At 38.4% G+C, this 17,098-nt stretch carries 20 protein-coding genes and 1 pseudogene; 5 read left to right on the forward strand and 16 right to left on the reverse strand.

All coding sequences use genetic code 11. The features are described 5' to 3' along the window. Nucleotides 1-2: 2 nt before the first annotated feature. From lepA to gpr, 3 genes are all read right to left on the reverse strand, one after another. A complete protein-coding gene (gene lepA, locus ACZ5XR_RS20565; RefSeq protein ID WP_464498293.1) occupies nucleotides 3-1,841 on the reverse strand; it encodes a translation elongation factor 4 in 1,839 nt (612 codons plus the stop codon). A 119-nt stretch (nucleotides 1,842-1,960) separates the two neighbouring features. Continuing rightward, a complete protein-coding gene (locus ACZ5XR_RS20570) occupies nucleotides 1,961-2,266 on the reverse strand; it encodes a DUF3679 domain-containing protein (protein ID WP_464498294.1) in 306 nt (101 codons plus the stop codon). Nucleotides 2,267-2,337: 71 nt separating this feature from the next. Beyond that, nucleotides 2,338-3,453, reverse strand: a complete 1,116-nt coding sequence (gpr, locus tag ACZ5XR_RS20575) for a GPR endopeptidase (protein ID WP_464498295.1) — start codon at nucleotides 3,451-3,453, stop codon at nucleotides 2,338-2,340. Between the two features lie 201 nt (nucleotides 3,454-3,654). Between gpr and rpsT the strand changes: the two genes are divergently transcribed. Then, nucleotides 3,655-3,915 carry a 30S ribosomal protein S20 gene (gene rpsT / locus ACZ5XR_RS20580; protein WP_464498296.1) on the forward strand — a complete coding sequence of 87 codons (261 nt, stop codon included), beginning with the start codon at nucleotides 3,655-3,657 and terminating at the stop codon, nucleotides 3,913-3,915. A 45-nt stretch (nucleotides 3,916-3,960) separates the two neighbouring features. Here rpsT and holA read toward each other — a convergent pair whose 3' ends face one another. Beyond that, nucleotides 3,961-4,980, reverse strand: coding sequence for a DNA polymerase III subunit delta (gene holA / locus ACZ5XR_RS20585; protein WP_464498297.1), 1,020 nt, complete (start codon nucleotides 4,978-4,980; stop codon nucleotides 3,961-3,963). A 310-nt stretch (nucleotides 4,981-5,290) separates the two neighbouring features. Between holA and ACZ5XR_RS20590 the strand changes: the two genes are divergently transcribed. Then, nucleotides 5,291-5,425, forward strand: coding sequence for a YqzM family protein (locus ACZ5XR_RS20590; RefSeq protein WP_464498299.1), 135 nt, complete (start codon nucleotides 5,291-5,293; stop codon nucleotides 5,423-5,425). Nucleotides 5,426-5,510: 85 nt separating this feature from the next. Here the strand turns inward: ACZ5XR_RS20590 and ACZ5XR_RS20595 are convergent, their stop codons facing one another. The 3 genes and pseudogenes from ACZ5XR_RS20595 to ACZ5XR_RS20605 all read right to left on the reverse strand — a co-directional run bounded on the left by ACZ5XR_RS20595 (nucleotide 5,511) and on the right by ACZ5XR_RS20605 (nucleotide 9,078). After that, on the reverse strand, nucleotides 5,511-7,838 hold the full coding sequence (locus ACZ5XR_RS20595; RefSeq protein ID WP_464498300.1) for a DNA internalization-related competence protein ComEC/Rec2: 2,328 nt from the start codon (nucleotides 7,836-7,838) through the stop codon (nucleotides 5,511-5,513). Between the two features lie 74 nt (nucleotides 7,839-7,912). After that, nucleotides 7,913-8,359 (reverse strand): annotated as a pseudogene (locus ACZ5XR_RS20600) (ComE operon protein 2); the annotation flags it as partial. Nucleotides 8,360-8,436: 77 nt separating this feature from the next. Then, nucleotides 8,437-9,078 (reverse strand): helix-hairpin-helix domain-containing protein, encoded by a 642-nt coding sequence (locus tag ACZ5XR_RS20605; RefSeq protein WP_464498301.1) that lies wholly within the window; start codon nucleotides 9,076-9,078, stop codon nucleotides 8,437-8,439. Nucleotides 9,079-9,164: 86 nt separating this feature from the next. Here ACZ5XR_RS20605 and comER point away from each other — a divergent pair, with 86 nt between their 5' ends. Continuing rightward, nucleotides 9,165-9,989: a late competence protein ComER gene (comER, locus tag ACZ5XR_RS20610; protein WP_464498302.1), complete on the forward strand. Its 825-nt coding sequence runs from the start codon at nucleotides 9,165-9,167 to the stop codon at nucleotides 9,987-9,989. Between the two features lie 43 nt (nucleotides 9,990-10,032). On the opposite strand, the gene ACZ5XR_RS20615 is transcribed toward comER, so the two are convergent. From ACZ5XR_RS20615 to ACZ5XR_RS20650, 8 genes are read right to left on the reverse strand one after another with little or no spacing between them, the layout of a single operon-like run. Beyond that, a complete protein-coding gene (locus ACZ5XR_RS20615) occupies nucleotides 10,033-10,794 on the reverse strand; it encodes a class I SAM-dependent DNA methyltransferase (protein WP_464498304.1) in 762 nt (253 codons plus the stop codon). After that, a complete protein-coding gene (rsfS, locus tag ACZ5XR_RS20620; protein ID WP_464498305.1) occupies nucleotides 10,791-11,147 on the reverse strand; it encodes a ribosome silencing factor in 357 nt (118 codons plus the stop codon). The genes ACZ5XR_RS20615 and rsfS overlap by 4 nt, the downstream gene beginning before the upstream one ends. Beyond that, entirely contained in the window at nucleotides 11,144-11,716 is a 573-nt protein-coding gene (gene yqeK / locus ACZ5XR_RS20625; protein ID WP_464498306.1) for a bis(5'-nucleosyl)-tetraphosphatase (symmetrical) YqeK, read from the reverse strand. Before yqeK ends, rsfS begins: the two co-directional genes overlap by 4 nt. Further along, entirely contained in the window at nucleotides 11,706-12,275 is a 570-nt protein-coding gene (locus ACZ5XR_RS20630; protein ID WP_464498308.1) for a nicotinate-nucleotide adenylyltransferase, read from the reverse strand. The genes yqeK and ACZ5XR_RS20630 overlap by 11 nt, the downstream gene beginning before the upstream one ends. Nucleotides 12,276-12,289: 14 nt before the next feature. Beyond that, entirely contained in the window at nucleotides 12,290-12,580 is a 291-nt protein-coding gene (yhbY, locus tag ACZ5XR_RS20635; protein WP_464498309.1) for a ribosome assembly RNA-binding protein YhbY, read from the reverse strand. Continuing rightward, nucleotides 12,574-13,413 (reverse strand): shikimate dehydrogenase, encoded by an 840-nt coding sequence (gene aroE / locus ACZ5XR_RS20640; protein ID WP_464498310.1) that lies wholly within the window; start codon nucleotides 13,411-13,413, stop codon nucleotides 12,574-12,576. Before aroE ends, yhbY begins: the two co-directional genes overlap by 7 nt. A 17-nt stretch (nucleotides 13,414-13,430) precedes the next feature. Then, on the reverse strand, nucleotides 13,431-14,537 hold the full coding sequence (gene yqeH / locus ACZ5XR_RS20645) for a ribosome biogenesis GTPase YqeH (protein WP_464498311.1): 1,107 nt from the start codon (nucleotides 14,535-14,537) through the stop codon (nucleotides 13,431-13,433). Between the two features lie 3 nt (nucleotides 14,538-14,540). Then, complete coding sequence (locus ACZ5XR_RS20650; RefSeq protein WP_464498312.1) at nucleotides 14,541-15,056, reverse strand: YqeG family HAD IIIA-type phosphatase; 516 nt, start codon at nucleotides 15,054-15,056, stop codon at nucleotides 14,541-14,543. A gap of 371 nt (nucleotides 15,057-15,427) precedes the next feature. Between ACZ5XR_RS20650 and ACZ5XR_RS20655 the strand changes: the two genes are divergently transcribed. Then, a complete protein-coding gene (locus ACZ5XR_RS20655; protein WP_464498314.1) occupies nucleotides 15,428-15,568 on the forward strand; it encodes a sporulation histidine kinase inhibitor Sda in 141 nt (46 codons plus the stop codon). 69 nt (nucleotides 15,569-15,637) lie between these two features. Here the strand turns inward: ACZ5XR_RS20655 and ACZ5XR_RS20660 are convergent, their stop codons facing one another. Then, nucleotides 15,638-16,420, reverse strand: a complete 783-nt coding sequence (locus tag ACZ5XR_RS20660) for a phosphatidylserine decarboxylase (RefSeq protein ID WP_464498315.1) — start codon at nucleotides 16,418-16,420, stop codon at nucleotides 15,638-15,640. Nucleotides 16,421-16,552: 132 nt separating this feature from the next. Between ACZ5XR_RS20660 and pssA the strand changes: the two genes are divergently transcribed. Beyond that, nucleotides 16,553-17,092, forward strand: coding sequence for a CDP-diacylglycerol--serine O-phosphatidyltransferase (gene pssA, locus ACZ5XR_RS20665; protein WP_464498317.1), 540 nt, complete (start codon nucleotides 16,553-16,555; stop codon nucleotides 17,090-17,092). The last annotated feature ends 6 nt before the right edge of the window (nucleotides 17,093-17,098 follow it).

Genomic DNA, 17,098 nt, shown 5'->3' on the forward strand with positions numbered 1-17,098 from the left:
GTTTATTTTTTGGTATTGTTGTTATCGTCCATTTTTAACACAGCCATGAACGCTTCCTGCGGTACTTCAACGGATCCGACTTGTTTCATCCGCTTTTTCCCTTCTTTTTGCTTCTCTAGTAATTTACGCTTACGAGAGATGTCACCGCCGTAACATTTCGCTAAAACGTTCTTCCGCATCGCTTTTATGGTTGAACGCGCAACAATTTTTTGTCCAATTGCCGCTTGAATAGGAACCTCAAACTGCTGTCTTGGAATCAGTTCCTTCAATTTCTCAACAATGATTTTTCCGCGGTCATAGGCAAAATCCTTATGGACAATAAAGCTTAGAGCATCCACCTTTTCACCATTTAACAAGATATCCATTTTTACTAGGCTGGATGGTTTATAACCGATAAGTTCATAATCAAACGAAGCATAGCCCCTTGTGCTTGATTTTAGTTGATCAAAGAAATCATAAACAATCTCTGCCAATGGAATTTCATAAACGATACTGACCCGATTTTCCCCTTGGTATTGCATATCAATGAAAATGCCGCGCTTAAACTGACAAAGCTCCATAATCGCTCCAACATAATCATTTGGTGCCATCATGGTTGCCTTTACGTAAGGCTCTTCGACGCGGTCGATTTTTTGCGGTTCCGGCATATTAGACGGATTATCAACATTCAACTGGGTCCCATCCGTCATGTAAACATGATAGATAACACTCGGGGCAGTTGTAATTAAATCAATTTTGAATTCACGTTCAATTCGTTCCTGAATGATTTCCATATGAAGCAGACCCAGGAAACCGCAGCGGAAGCCAAAACCAAGTGCCTGAGAGGTTTCAGGTTCAAATTGAAGAGCAGAATCATTTAATTGCAGCTTTTCAAGTGCTTCTCGAAGATCATTAAATCTCGCCGTATCGATTGGATAAAGCCCGCAATACACCATTGGATTAAGCTTGCGGTAACCAGGAAGGGGTTCTTGAGCTCCCTTTTTAGCACTGGTAATGGTATCCCCGACACGTGTATCGCCGACATTTTTAATCGAAGCGGTCAAGAAGCCAACATCTCCAACTGTTAATTCATCCAGTAATACAGCTTTCGGATTAAATACGCCGACTTCATTTACTTCAAACTCTTTTCCTGTTGCCATCATTCTAATCTTGTCGCCAACCTTAACAGTTCCATCGACAACCCGAATATAAGCAACAACACCTCGATATGCATCGTATAATGAATCAAAAATCAAGGCTTTAAGCGGAGCTTCCGGGTCACCTGTTGGTGCAGGTACGGTTTTTACCACTTGTTCCAGAATTTCTTCTATCCCAATCCCGGCCTTGGCAGAGGCTAAAACGGCTTCTGACGCATCTAAACCAATAACCTCTTCAATTTCACTCCGAACGCGTTCAGGTTCTGCGCTTGGCAGGTCAATTTTATTGATAACCGGTAAAATTTCAAGGTTGTTATCCAGGGCAAGATAAACATTCGCTAGTGTCTGTGCTTCGATTCCCTGTGCAGCGTCGACGACTAAAATAGCCCCTTCACATGCTGCAAGACTCCTTGAGACCTCATACGTAAAATCGACGTGTCCGGGTGTATCAATAAGATGGAAAATATATTCTTCACCATCTTTTGCTTTATATTTTAATTGGACGGCATTTAACTTTATCGTAATCCCGCGTTCCCGCTCCAAATCCATTGAATCCAAAAGCTGATCCTTCATTTCACGAGAGGATAACGCATTGGTTTTTTCTAAAATACGGTCAGCTAATGTTGATTTCCCATGGTCAATATGGGCAATAATTGAAAAATTTCTAATTTTTGATTGTCGTTTAAGTCTTTGTTCTCTGTTCATGACGTTCACTCCTACTATACTCGCACATGTACACTATTTTTGATTATAGCAGTAGAGTAATCAAGATTCAATTAAAACTAAAAAAGCGGCTCCACAACGTGGCACCGCTTGTTTTGTTATTATTTTATTATTTTATCGACCATTTTTTCGGTGGCACTTGAAATTCCATCCGCCATTTTCTTTCCCATAGAAGAAAAAAGATTAAAGGAGTTAATATCCTCAAGCTTTTTCTTTTTTGCCTCTATATCATGGCTGGTCAGATTATTTCCTAAAGAAGCACTTGAATCATTACTTTGTACCGTTTTCAAATCGCCATTTTGGCCTTTTATTTTATGAATGCCATCGTTCGCCATTTGCATCCCCGCCAAAACGGAAATGGACATCAGTGCAGCAATAACAAGGGTTTTAAACAGAAACATTTTCATATAAATGCCCCTCTATATCGTTTTTTGTTCTACTCTAGTAAATCCTATTGTCCTACTAGAGTTAATAGAACCTATTTTGTGTAAAAGCCGGCATTTTCCTGATCGACATTACTGTGCAGGGAAGCATTTAACCCATTTGCAATTAAATTAGCCATATCTTCAATAAAAACATCCACTTCCTTGGGCGTTACCATTAAGTTATGGCCAATCGGTGAAAGAACTTCATATATTAATTTTCTTTTTTCATCTTCAGATAAAGTGCCAATCATCCCAAGAAAGGTTTTTCGGTGCTTTTCTTCCGGTAAGTCCTCTTCTGTCAGCTTCCGGCGTTCCCCAAAGCTCATGCCTGCCGGGGCCAGCGATCTTGATGGCCGATTCCCCTCTTTAAGCTCTTTGCCAAAATGCTTCAGAATAAAATCAATCGTATCACTGGTAATGGATACGGCATCGACAACCGTTGGAACACCGATAGCAATTACCGGAATACCCAAGGTCTCCTTGCTCAATTCTTTTCGTTTATTCCCTACCCCGGAGCCGGGGTGGATACCTGTATCCGAAATTTGTATCGTGGAATTCACTCTTTCAATTGATCTTGAAGCCAATGCATCAATGGCAATGACGAAATCCGGCTTTGTTTTTTCCACAACACCGAAAATGATATCGCTGGTTTCAATACCTGTTAAACCCATGACCCCTGGCGAAAGGGCACTAACAGAACGGTATCCCTCTTCGACATTTTCAGGCTGCAGCTGAAATAAATGCCTGGTAATTAATAAATTTTCACATACCATCGGCCCCAGCGCATCAGGCGTCACATTCCAATTGCCAAGTCCCACAACCAAACAGGAATCACTTTTCTTAATGCCAGAGCCTGTAAGAAAATGCGAAAATTCTTTGGCAAAAATTTCTTCAACTTTCTGCTGCACCTCAGTATCCTGCCCTCGTATTCCTTGGACTTCTACGGTTAAATATCTTCCAGCTTTTTTTCCAAGCTGTTTTTCACCTTCTTTTGTCACTTCAACTAATGAAATTTTGATGTCATCTACATCTTTTTCTTTAATGATGACACCTTCAATTTGTGATAGATTTTCCTCCTGCTGGACAGTACCAGCCAGAACCATTTCTCTTGCTTCAATTGCTAAATCTGTTCGAACAGAGTATTTACTTAAATCTACCGCTTCTTTCATATCAACATCGCTCCCATTCAACATTCCGCAAATTAGAAACCATTTCCTATTTTTCCCTGTTCTTCATTAAAACATGCAACAAATAATTCTAGTATTGCATTATGGACGTTCGTTTGATAAAATATCTCTTGTTCTGAATTATTATTTATGAATGTTAAGTCGAGTTCATATAGTCTCGATTCTTTGTAGGAGGTGAAAGTAATGCCTAACATTAAATCTGCGATTAAGCGTGTTAAAACAAGCGAAGTTCGTAATGCTCAAAATACAACTGCGAAATCTGCAATGCGTACAGCTGTGAAAAAAGTAGAAGCTGCGATTTCAAATAATGACGGTGCTGCTGCTAAAGAAGTATTTGCAGCTGCTGCAAGTAAATTAGACAAGGCTGCTGCAAAAGGTCTTATCCATAAGAATGCTGCTGCCCGTAAAAAATCCCGTCTTGCAAAAAAAGCTAATTCGCTATAATTAAAAAAGCATTAAAAAACGATTCCCTTAACAGGAATCGTTTTTTTATTTATTATTTAACTTAAATAAAAGCATTTCAATAAGCAATGATTTGTTCATCCCGCCCGTTTTCATCTGGTAATCCGCTTCCGCTATTAGTCCCATTAAACCGGCTAATTCTTCATCGGTAAATTTTACCGCTTGGCCTGCCGCAAGCTTTACCCGATAAGGGTGCGCCTTAAGGAAACCGGAAATTTGCTGCTGTCCATACCCCTTTCGGGAAAGCTCCTTTACCTGGTAAATTAATCTAAATTGATTAGCCAGCAGCGCTAAAATCTTAATGGGTTCTTCATTTTGCTTTAATAAATCAAAATAGATCCTTAGGGCTTCATCTAATTTTCGCTGTACGACCTTTTCAATTAATGAAAAAATATTTTGCTCCAAAGATTTAGAAACTAATTTTTCAACTAATGCCGCATTAATTCTTTTTTCATCATTGGCATATAAAGCAAGCTTGTCCAATTCACTTGTCAGCATGAACATATTAGTTCCCGCCATGGCCAACATTAAATCGAGAGCATCAGGCTCTATTTCAATTCCATATCCTTTGGCCCGCTCTTTCAGCCACACCCTTAACTCCGATTCATTTAATTTTTTTGCCTCAACGATTGCCGCAGTTCTTTTTAATTCTTTCGTAATTTTTTTGCGTTCGTCCAGCTTCTCATATGGTGCTGAAATAACCAAAACAGAATATGGAGCAGGTTCCTTCAAATAGGTTTCTAATCGTCCTAAATTATGGTCAACTTTTTCTTTCGATTTTTCAGACGTTAAGAATGAAGGATTATGTAGAAAAATTACTTTTCTATCGCCTAAAAAAGGAAAAGTTTCTGCGTCTTCTAAAGCAATTTCTACGGGGGTTTCCTCTAAATCATACGCAGAAAAATTAAAGTCCTTCTCTTCCTCCGTTAATAGATGCGTAAGAATCATTTGCTTTGTTTCATTAATTAAAAATGCTTCGGTTCCGTACAATAAATAAACGGGAGCAATATCCCCTTTTTTTATTTTTTTCCAAATATCTACTACCATATTGGCCACCGCTCCCTTACAAAAAACGTTCCTTTCCTATCGTAAAGAAGCTTGTCCGTTTTGACAAGTACTTAAAGGGAATTGGCCGACTTGTAGGTAGACACCAATTCCCGATCTATAATGAACGCCTGCAACAACAGCCCTAGGATCTTTTATTGCCCGGCGGAGTTCCTTTTGTAATTTTATTTTGACCTTTTAGGGATAAACTATTTGTGACAACTCTTGTCAGTAAAGGAAAGCAGCTATTAGGACACTTGATTTTTTTCAAACAATTATCATATACTATAATGTGAAATAGGAGGGGTAAACTGTGAATGAATTTGAAAAAGATGTGCAAAGTAAACGTAACGATGCAATCGATTCTGGAGTAGGATTTGGGGTTTCATTTGGTTTTTTTGCTCTTATATTTATTATCGCAACAGTCATCAAGCTAATTGGTTCGTAAATGCCCAGCTACATAATAGAAAATTGGGGACTGCAGCCGTTGTGGTCTCTTTGCTTTTTTATATGATTTTTTTGAATGCTACATCCTATGGTAAAAAGGTAGTAAAGGTTCCTGTTCCATGAAAAAAGCTGTAAGAAATTGCACCTTGTTGGTCCGTCCGGTAAATTTTGATTTTCTCTTTTTTAAAAATCTCTAAAACCTCTTTATGCGGATGACCAAATCGATTTTTTTCCCCGGCGGAGATTAATGCGACTTTAGGCTTTATCTGCTTAATAAAGCCTTCAGCACTTGAAGTTCTGCTCCCATGATGACCGGCCTTTAAAACATCAATCCTGAGCTTCGGATATTTCTTGATCACTTTTAACTCTCCCTCCTGGTTAAGATCTCCGCCAAAAAACCAATTGAGACCACCAATTTTGGCAAAAATAGTAACGGATCCGCCATTTCTTTCCCCCGTATATTTTTTTTCAGGTGAAAGTACGAAAAAAAGGCTATTGATGTTTCTCCATTGCATTCCTGACGATACTTTTGTGATGATAATTCCTCGCTTTTCCGCCTCCTTGATAATATTTAATTCCATTTCTGATGGGTCGGTAACAGACGGCATGATGATCTGCTTAATTTTGATTTCCTTCATGAGTGAAAAGGTTCCGCCAATATGGTCCATATCACCATGTGTAAGGATAAGTTTATCCAGCTTTGTGATTCCTTTGCTTTTTAAGAAGGGGACCACCACGTCCCTTCCCACTTCATAGGGCAAAGCATGCTTTCGCCAATTTTCTTCCTCAAAGCTAAGCGTACCTCCTGTATCAATTAAATAATTCCCTTTCCCAAAAGGAAGATGAATGAGAATGCTGTCCCCTTGTCCTACATCAATCATGGTTACTTCCCCAGATGGATTTAGCCAGTTCCATGTGGGTTGAAAACCAAGTAGCAGGCAAAATAAAAAAAAGATTGGGCGTCTCTTTTTAGGATAAGGGACCGTTTCCCAAACAAAAAAAATCGTAAAGATGACAACTAAATAGGCGATGATCATAAACCAGTTTGGCCTTCCCGGAACAAAATGTAAAACGGAATTGGTGGACAAGGTTCCGATGAGCCGATTGGAAAAGGTAATTAACTTCACAAAAAAAATGATGATAAAATGGGGAATCCCATCAAATAAAAGCTGGGCAATAAACAAAAGGTATAATCCCGGTAAATAGACAAAGGAAAAAAGCGGTATATAGATCAGGTTAGCCACAATACTAATAAAGGATGTTTCAAAGTAATGATACAGCAGAAATGGTAAAGCAGATAATTGGGCAATTAATGATGTAGTCAACATGCCTAAAATATTATTTGGGTATTTCCTTAAAATAAATGGTGCCGATAAAATAATTCCAATACTTACAGAAAAGGACAATTGAAAGCCAATATCAAATATTCCTTTTGGAGCAAAAAATAAATAGAACATTAAGGCGAGACTTATTGCGTCAATTGGTAAAAGCTTCAAACGGCTTTTCCACATCTGTGTGATTAAAACAAGGAAAATCATGATTGCTGATCTAATTACCGATGGAGATGCTCCGGTAAGAATGGTATAAACAGGAAGGGTAAATAAGAGCAATTTGGTCATCAATTCCCTTGTTAATCCGATTCGAATTCCCATGTAAAAAACCATACCGATCAAGAGTGAAACATGTAGACCGGAAATGGCCAGTAAATGGACAATCCCTGTTTTTTGATAATCCAATTGTAAATTAGGGTCGAGCAGGCTTCTGTCACCAAAAATTAAAGCTGCTGATAGAGAGGCCATTTCAGAGGGAAAATGATGTTCGAGGTATTTAATTCCTTTAAAACGGAGCTCTTTAATCATGGTCATAAACGAAGGTTTCACTGGAATGCATGTTTGTATAGGTGAAACCTGGATATCTGCCTTCCAATATATATTTTCCAGAGCTAAATATTTTCGGTAATCAAATCCATTTGGATTCTTTGCCAATGCAGGTTGGGACAATTCACCCGTTACGATACACTGTATCCCATATAAATTTTTTATTTTTAAAGCTTCTTTTTCTGACTTTGATTTCATTTGATAACGAATAAGGAGCTTCTCGTTATACTCCTTTTCTGTCGCAATGGCCTGAAACAAATCACCATCAATTTTTGCATCTTGATTGTATTCAATATAGAATTTGGTTGTTGTATATGGAATAGCCGTTTTATTTTTCATGGCAGCTAATGAGCCGGATAAAAGAAATAAAAGAAAGATTCCGACCACGACGGCTAAATGCCATGTTGAAAACCGTTTATATTTCACTAAAACTAACAAGTAAATCCCGGTTAATATTAAAAATGGAAAGAATGAGATGAGGGAACAGAGGAGGCCGAATAAGGAAGAAATGGCTAAAAAAAGGTATTTTCCGTTCATGATTGTTCTCCATTTATAAAGTTTAGAAAAGAGGCTGTCCAAGGACAGCCTTTAAAGTTTCACTGATTGAGCTGTCGAAAATCAATGAGTTGATCTTTTAATTCGACTTTTTCGGTATGAACATTTGCTTGGTTAAAAAGCTCAATAGCATATGGATGATTTTTGTAATCCTCCGCATAATAAACCTTTTTGATGCCAGCCTGAATAATTGCTTTGCAGCATTGAAGGCAGGGAAAATGTGTCACATAAATCTCCGCATCGGCCGTTGGAACCCCAAACTTGGCACATTGCAGAAGAGCATTCATTTCAGCGTGAATAGTCCGAACACAATGATGGTCAATCACATAGCAGCCATGATCGATACAGTGATCACCGCCTGCGATCGAACCGTTATAGCCACCGGCAATGATTCGTTTGTCTCGAACAATGGTAGCCCCTACCATAAGGCGGGTGCATGTACTTCTTAAGGCAAGCAGATGGCTTTGCGCCATAAAATATTGATTCCATGAAATTCTCTCCATGCTCCCACTCCTATAGAAAACTTTTATTTTCTTTTTTAGTGTAATAGGGAATGCACCGCTTGGTCAAACAAAGAATTTTAGTGAACAATAATCAAATCCTTTAGTTTTTCAAATGTTTTATCGCCGATTCCACTTATGTTCTTTAAGTCTTCAATGGCTTTAAATGGCCCGGATTTTTCTCTGTAATCAATGATGGCTGCGGCTTTTGCCGGACCCACTCCCGGTAATGTTTGCAACGCTGTGGCATCTGCTTGATTAAGATCAATTTTTGTATTTTCACTGTTTACGGATGTTGCTGCCGCCGCTCCGTTTGATCCACCAGCTGAAACGGCGTCCACCTCACCTTTCGCAGGAATATAAACGACCATTTCATCTTGGACATGCTGAGCAAAATTCACTTTATTTTCATCTGCTTGATTGGTTAATCCTCCTGCACGATGAATGAGATCGATAACACGTTCCCCCATGCTCGATTGATAAACACCAGGATGTTTAATCTCACCTTTTACATCCACCATAATCGGTTCCTTACTTTTCTCAACAGGTGCCGTTTTTTCTGGAGTCACCTCCTTATTGGCTGAATTCGAAAGCTCAGCTTCATTTAATGAAGGATTAACCGGAGGTGAAGGGTCGTTAAAATAAAAATAATAAATCCCTCCTAAAACAAGAATAACGGCAAGTAAAGAAGAAAACTTATGCTGAATAAACCAGTCTTTCAAATGAACCATCCTTTCTAAAGGTATATTTCACTACTGATTTTCATATTGTTATAAGAGAAACTTGCATGCGAAGGAGGGTCGGAACAATGAATATAGGTATCATCGGTACCGGAAATATGGGGACGATTTTGGTGGAGGCTTTAATTGACGGAAAGGCCATTTCCCCTTCTTCAATGATTATTACAAATCGAACAAAAGCTAAAGCCTTGTTGCTTAAAGATAAATATAACGACATTAGGGTTGAGAACGATGCTGTAAAGGTTGCATCTCAATCCGATTTGCTATTTATTTGTGTAAAGCCTTTAGAAATTTATAATCTTTTAAAGGAGTTAGACCCTTATTTAACGAAAGACAAGTGTCTTATTTCAATAACCAGCCCGGTAAGTACCATGCAAATTGAAAAAAATATATCCTGTTCCACAATTAGGGTGATTCCAAGCATAACGAATCGTGCTTTATCAGGAGTTTCATTAATTACGTACGGAGATCAATGCTGTGAGGATTGGAAAACAAAAGTGATGGATTTATTTACGAAAATTTCAGTTCCGGTTTTAATTGATGAAAAAATAACTAGAATTGCTTCCGATATTGTAAGCTGCGGTCCGGCTTTCTTTAGCTATTTATTACAGCGATTTGTTACGGCAGCTGTAAAAGAAACGGATATAGATGAAAACACAGCTACAACCATGGCAAGTGAAATGATTGTCGGCCTGGGAGAATTAATTAAACAAGGGCATTATACGTTGCCATCCCTGCAGGAAAAAGTATGTGTAAAAGGCGGCATAACCGGTGAAGGAATAAAAATTTTGGAAAGAGAAATTGGAGACGTCTTTGAACAGGTTTTTAAGGCGACACACGCAAAGTTCGAGGAGGATTTAGAAAAAGTAAATCTGCAGTTCTCTAATCAGTAATTCGGCATGAACAGACAGAATCCTGCTTTAAAAGCCATCTTTTTTATAAAGATGGCTTTTTATTTTTGCGAAGAACAAAGAAAATTCGTTCCGATTGGGTATCAGGCGGAGTATTTTCAAAATCGCCACAAACTTCTACTAATTCAAATCCCGCTTCAGCCAACCATTTTTGATAGGTTTGGGTAGGAAATGTTCGTTGGAAGTGAAGTTCATCATAACGGTCATATTTACCTGACCTTTCATCCAAAACGAAAAAGCTCAGTTCATGTTCCACGCTGTTGGCAAATTCACCAGGAAAGCTGTTCCAAATATAGGCTAAGTCATCATCATTTAATGTATATGTTTGATTCGCGAATACCTGTGTTATTTTAAAGATAGAGTGTACATCAAAAAGAAAGAGTCCGTCCGGTTTCAGATGCTGAAACACACTTGAAAACGTTTGAATGACTTCCTCTTCAGTAGATAAATAATTAAGAGAATCGCAAAAAATACAAATGATATCAAATTGTCCCTGACCTTCTAAATTCACCATGTTTTGTTGAAAAAATGAAATCGAGGTCTGAAAATTTTCTGATTTTGCCTGTGCAACCGCAAGCATATCCTCCGATAAATCAATTCCTGTGACATCAAACCCCGCTTTTGCAAGGCGGACCGAAAGCTCCCCTGTGCCACAAGCCAAATCAAGCAATTGATTTCCATCCAAAGGATACTTTTCCACTTTTTCTCTTACGAAGGAAACCCACTGATCATAAGGGGCTTCTTCCATCAGTTGATCATATAGGTAGGCAAAATGTTCATAGCTCATGTATTCAGCTCGCTGCGAAGGTCTTCTAAAGGTGCATCTCCCCATAAACGCTCTAAATTGTAGTAGCTTCGTTCATCACGATGGAAGACATGTGCAACAACATCCCCTAAATCTATGAGGACCCATCTTGCTTCATCAAAGCCTTCCATCCTTTTTACTTCATACCCGTTTTCTTGAGCTTTTTCTTTCATTTCCCTTGCGATGGCCTGTACCTGCTTATCAGAATTCCCATGGCAGATAATAAAATAATCTGCGATAAGTGAAATCCCCATCATATTAAGAGCTAAAATATCCTCTGCCCGTTTGTCATCCGCTGCTTTTACGGCTATTTTAAGTAATTCTTGATTGTTCATTCATCAATCCTCCAGTTTTTAACAAGATCATTATAGGTTTGAAAAGTATCAGGATAAATAGGTTGATTCTTTTTCATTAAAAATAAAATAGTGTTTTGAATGGCTTTTATCAATCCATGATCCAGATTTTTTTTTGCCAGCTCTCTTACTTCATCAACGCCTGGGAAATGCCTTCCAGGTTCGATGTAATCTGCTAAATAAATTACTTTTTCAAGCAATGTCATGCCCGGCCTGCCGGATGTATGCCAACGGATGGCATTTAGTACATCAGGGTCTGAAACACCGGCTTCTTTTTCAACTAAAAAGGCTCCCACAGGTGCATGCCATAATTCACCATTATATTCAACTAAATCAGCTGGAAACCCCTCTGTTAAAATAATCTGTCTCATTTCATCCTTTGGGCGAAACTTGGCATAATCATGAAAAATAGCGGCTAATTCAGCCTTTTGAACATCTGCCCCATACCGTTCCGCTAGCATGACAGCTGTTTCCATTACCCCTAACGTATGCTGATACCGATGTTCCGTTAATTGGTCTTTTACTATTTTTAAGGCCTGCTCACGTTCCATATAATTGATTCTCCTCTATGTACCGAATGACAGAATCGGGTAATAAATACCGGATGGTTTTACCTTGTTTTACTCTCTCTCGGATCAGACTGGATGAGACCTCCATTGATGGAACATCTACATAAAGGATCGGATATTCAGTTATTTGACTGTAACTTGGTCTCTCCACACCAACAAATTGGACAAGATTGATAAGCTTATCAATTTCATGCCACTTAGGCAGATATTCAATCATATCAGCACCGATAATAAAGAAGAATTGGTTTTCAACATAACGGGATGTTAAAATTTCCATCGTTTCTACGGTATAGGAAGGTCCTGTCCTTTCTAGCTCAATTGTTTCAACTTTAAAGGATGGATTTCCTTCTATGGCAAGATGAAGCATATGAATCCGCTCATCATTATCGACCGAATCCGTTTTTTTCTTATGTGGAGGCTCTTGGTTTGGCATAAACCAGATCTCGTCAAGCTTGAGAGCGCAAAGCACTTCATTGGCAATTAAGAGATGACCGGAATGCGGAGGGTCAAACGTTCCCCCTAAAATCCCAACTTTCTTCATGTATATGCCTCCAATTACGGAAGATTAATTTGCTTTTTTTCAAGAGATTCCTTATAGAGAACAATCGTATTGCCAATAATTTGGACAATATCCGCGCCTGCACCAGCTGCAAGCTGCTCAGCAACAACCGATTTATCTTCTTCACAGTTTTGTAAAACACTGACTTTAAAAAGTTCTCTCGCTTCCAGTGCATCAGAAATTTGCTTTATCATATTTTCATTTACGCCACCTTTGCCAACTTGGAAAATTGGATCCAAATGATGGGCTTTTGAACGTAAAAATCTTTTTTGTTTACCTGTTAACATTGTGTGCCTCCCAGTTGTTTTTCCACATTTTTTTTCATCCTTTGAACATCAGGGAAAATTCCTGTCCATTTTTCAAAAGCAAGAGCTCCCTGATTAACGAACATATCTAAACCATTTTGGATACGTGCCCCATGACGTCTTGCAACACTTAAAAATTTTGTTTCAAACGGATTGTAAATAATATCACAAACCATTGTTTGATTACGAAGATGGTCTAAGCTGACCGGCTGTGCAGATATATTTGGATGCATCCCAATCATAGTCGTCTGAATGATTATATCATATTCGGCCAATTGGACAGCCGCTGCCTCTAGAGACAAGGCTTTAGAGGTAACCGGAAACGGACATTTCTCAATCAACTCTATCGCCTTTTCGATGGTTCGATTCGTTATATCGGCACGAATGGGCCTTTCTTTTGCTAAAGTAAAATAAATTGCCCTGGCCGCTCCACCGGCTCCAATGATTAACACCTTCTTATTCTGAAAATCGGAGATATACGGAATCAAGCCTTGCAAAAAACCTAAACCGTCTGTATTGTATCCGGCAAGTTTGCCATTTTCATTAACCACCGTATTGACGGCACCAATACCTTGGGCCAAGTCATCAATAGAATCCAATAAGGGCATGATGGCACTCTTATGCGGGATAGTTACATTAAAGCCTGCTGCTCCAATCGCTTTTAATCCCTTCACCGCATCCTTTAAGTCTTCTTTTTTAACTTGCAAGGGATGATAATGGGCGTCAATGTTATAAAAGGAAAATAAATCATTATGCATCATGGGCGACATTGAGTGCTCAATGGGATCCCCTAATACCGCAAAAAATTTCTTCACCTGTTTCCCCACTCTCTTTATATTAAAGATTTTCTTAACAGGGTTTGCACTCCCTTTGGAACATACGCAATCACTTTTGCTCCCGCCTCATTTGCCGTAATCCAGCCAAGACCTGAAAAAACAATGTCTGTCTTTGGTTCCTTAATATAAAATTCCTGTTTGACAAGCTCCGGAAAGGAATCCAATTGGTCTTTTCTGGGCGGTGTCAACATTTCGCCGACATGCCTGAGATAAAGCTCATCAGCGTTTTCAGTCTTTGTTCGATGAATATTTATTTCATTGGAAAAGTGACAGACAAATGATTTTCTACCGCCGCTTACATAATCAAATCGTGCCAGCCCGCCAAAGAATAAGGTTTGGCCTTCATTCAATTGAAAGACCTTTGGCTTAATTTCTTTTTTGGGAGTGATCACTTTCAAATCCCGTTTGTCGACAAAGTGTGCCATTTGATGATGATTTATAATTCCAGGGGTATCGATTAATGCTTTGCCATCATCAAGCGGAATTTGGATCATATCCAATGTGGTACCCGGAAAATGCGAGGTAGTAATCACATCTTCTTCCCCAGTCACTTCTTTAATGATTCTATTAATAAAAGTCGATTTCCCTACATTTGTACAGCCGACAACATACACATCTTTGCCTGCACGCATTTCATCAATGGCCGCAGCCACATCGCTAATATTGCTGCCTTTTGCTGCACTGACAAGGTATACCGCTTCAGGTCTAAGACCTAATTCCTTCGCTTCCTGCTTCATCCAATTAATCAATTTATTGTGTTTCACAGATTTAGGTAATAAATCAACTTTATTGCCGACCAGCAATACATTATTATGACCGACAAAACGATGCAAACCTGGCAGCCAGCTGCCGTTAAAATCAAAAATATCGACAATCATGACAATAAGGGCATCGGTTTTCCCTATCCCGTTCAATATATTTAAAAAGTCATCGTCCGTTAAACTAACGTCCTGAACCTCATTATAGTGTTTTAGCCGAAAACATCTTTGACAGATGATCATTTCCTTTTCCAATGCGGAAGCCGGTGCATATCCTAAGTCATTTGGTCTTTCCGTTTGGACTTGCACACCGCAGCCCATACAAATAAATTGCTGTTCACTCACTCTTTAATCCTCCCATTGGATCATGCCTTTTTTTCTAAACCAATTTAATATCCTTCGTTCCGCAAAGCGATTAAATCTTGTAAAAAAACCATCGGTTGAAGCGACTGGTACAACTAAGATTGTATAAAAACCGCTGCGATTTCCACCTAAAACATCCGTTAGGAGCTGGTCTCCTATCACAACTGCTTCTTCCTTTTTAATTCCCATTTGTGACAATGCCTTATTAAAGGCGGGAATCATCGGCTTTCTTGCCCGAAAAATAAAAGGAATCTTCAAAGGATCCGAAAATGCCTTAACCCGTACTTCGTTATTATTAGAAACGATTGTAACTTGAATATTATGTTTTTTCATATTATCAAACCACTTGATCAATTGAGGAGTAGCAAGAGGGCGGTCCCATTCGACCAGCGTATTATCCAAATCAGTAATAATCCCTTTTATTCCTCGCTCTTTCAACTTTTCTGGATGTATATCCAAAATACTTTTCACATGTTCATCTGGTAAAAAGTGCTTTAACACTAAGCGTACACCTCATTAATTTGTCCCTTTAAAAAGGCACTTCATTTTCTTGTACCATCATACCCAATTTTACCCTTTGTTTCAAAGTTTAATATTTATAAACGAAAATAAAAAAATATTTTTCGACAAATTCTCCCATATTCTCCATCTGTGGATAACCTTATTAACATTATACCCATTGAATCATTCACATTCTGATTATTTATAAACAAAATAATCACAAGTTATCCACTAATAATTGTGGATAATTAGAACGGTTGTTCCATTTAAGTAAATTTGGTAGATTTAGGGTACATCATTTGAACGTACCATTATATGTTAGCGTTTATTCTATTAGTACCCTATATTTTAAATTGGAGGTGAATTCTTCCGTGCGGAAACTATCAGATGAATTGTTGATTGAATCCTATTATAAGGCCAGAGAATTAAATCTTAGCCCAGATTTCATTCACCTTATTGAAAATGAAATTCACCGACGCTCCTTATTGAGTAAACTAAAAAAGTCCTCTTGATCTTTAAATGCCCATTATGGGCTATTTTTTTTTATAAAATAAAGACGGCGCTATTCGGGCGCCGTGATCTTATTTTTTCATAAAACCAATTTTTTCTCCGACTTTAATTTCCTTTGGAGTATCTATCGTAGAATCCACCTGAAAAATTCCCTTTTCAAATAAAAGAACAACCGTGGAACCAAAGCTGAAGTAGGCCATTTCCTCCCCCTTGTCAAGCTTTGAACCCCGATGTGTGGTCTCAATCGAATTAACAAACATTGCCCCCACCTTTACAATCGAAACAAAACCAAATTCCGTTTTTAGTTCGGTTATAACCCGATAGTTTTTGGCAAGGGTTCTGACCCCATATTTTAAACCCCATTTGTTAACAGGATAGGATTTGCTGCCGAGAGTCCATTGCTTTGTTACTTCACCAGCTATAGGGCTATGTATCCGATGATAATGACTTGGGCTTAAATATAGAATCATGTACATTCCATTTAAATATTTTGCCAATCGATCGGTTGCCCCAAGCATTTCTTCAATTGAGTAAATTTTACCTTTAACCTCAATTTCACTATTTTCTTTAATTGTACCAATATCCTCGATGACAGCATCAACCGGGCTGACAACAGAATCAGCTGCCTGCTCGATCGGCCTGACCCCCTGCTTCAATGTTCTGATAAATAAATCATGAAGAGTGGGGAAATCATGGAACGGTGTTTCGATATCCTCTTGATTTAGGTGATAAATTTTTGCGAATGACGGAACGACCAAACGACTAACACGGGAGCGGGCAAATCTCCTTAAAAGGACTGATGTCCACTTGCCATTTGTTAATTCAATCAAAAGCCGATAAAAAGGTTGTATCATTAAAGGACCCCCAAAAAGTGTAAATTTACTCTTTACGATAAGGCATAAAACCCTTAGAATAAAATAATATAGTATAACACAGAGGAAAAGATTCCCTTCCGTTTTTGTTTAAAAAAGGAGTGGTGAGGAGAAATGTTTTTATTAGACATATTTGATCAAACAATAAAAAAATTGAAATCTCAGACAGCCAATGTCATCACATTGACCAATTTATCATTGGGAGGATTTGCAATTGTTTACGGTCTTAAAGGGAATTTACGCTTAAGCCTGCTGCTGATATTTATCGCAGCTTTAGCCGACCGCTTTGACGGAATGGCGGCCAGAAAATTTAATATTGAATCAGAATTAGGAAAGCAATTGGATTCCATGAGTGATATTATATCATTCGGAGTAGCACCTGCACTATTGCTATATCAAGGAGCTTTACAAGATTTTGGCGGACCTGGCATTTTTTTCACTGTTTTTTATATAAGCTGCGGCGCATTCAGGTTAGCCCGTTTTAACATCAGCGAAAGCAATGGTTACTTTACAGGACTCCCAATTACAGCTGCAGGATGTTTGGCCACTCTCAGCTATTTGATGGTCCCCTTCTTCCCCCCACAAACGTTCTTATTTATTATTATTATTTTATCATTTCTTATGGTTGGCTCCTTTAAACTTAAAAAAATATAAAAGAAA

Source organism: Neobacillus sp. Fa239, assembly GCF_055395235.1.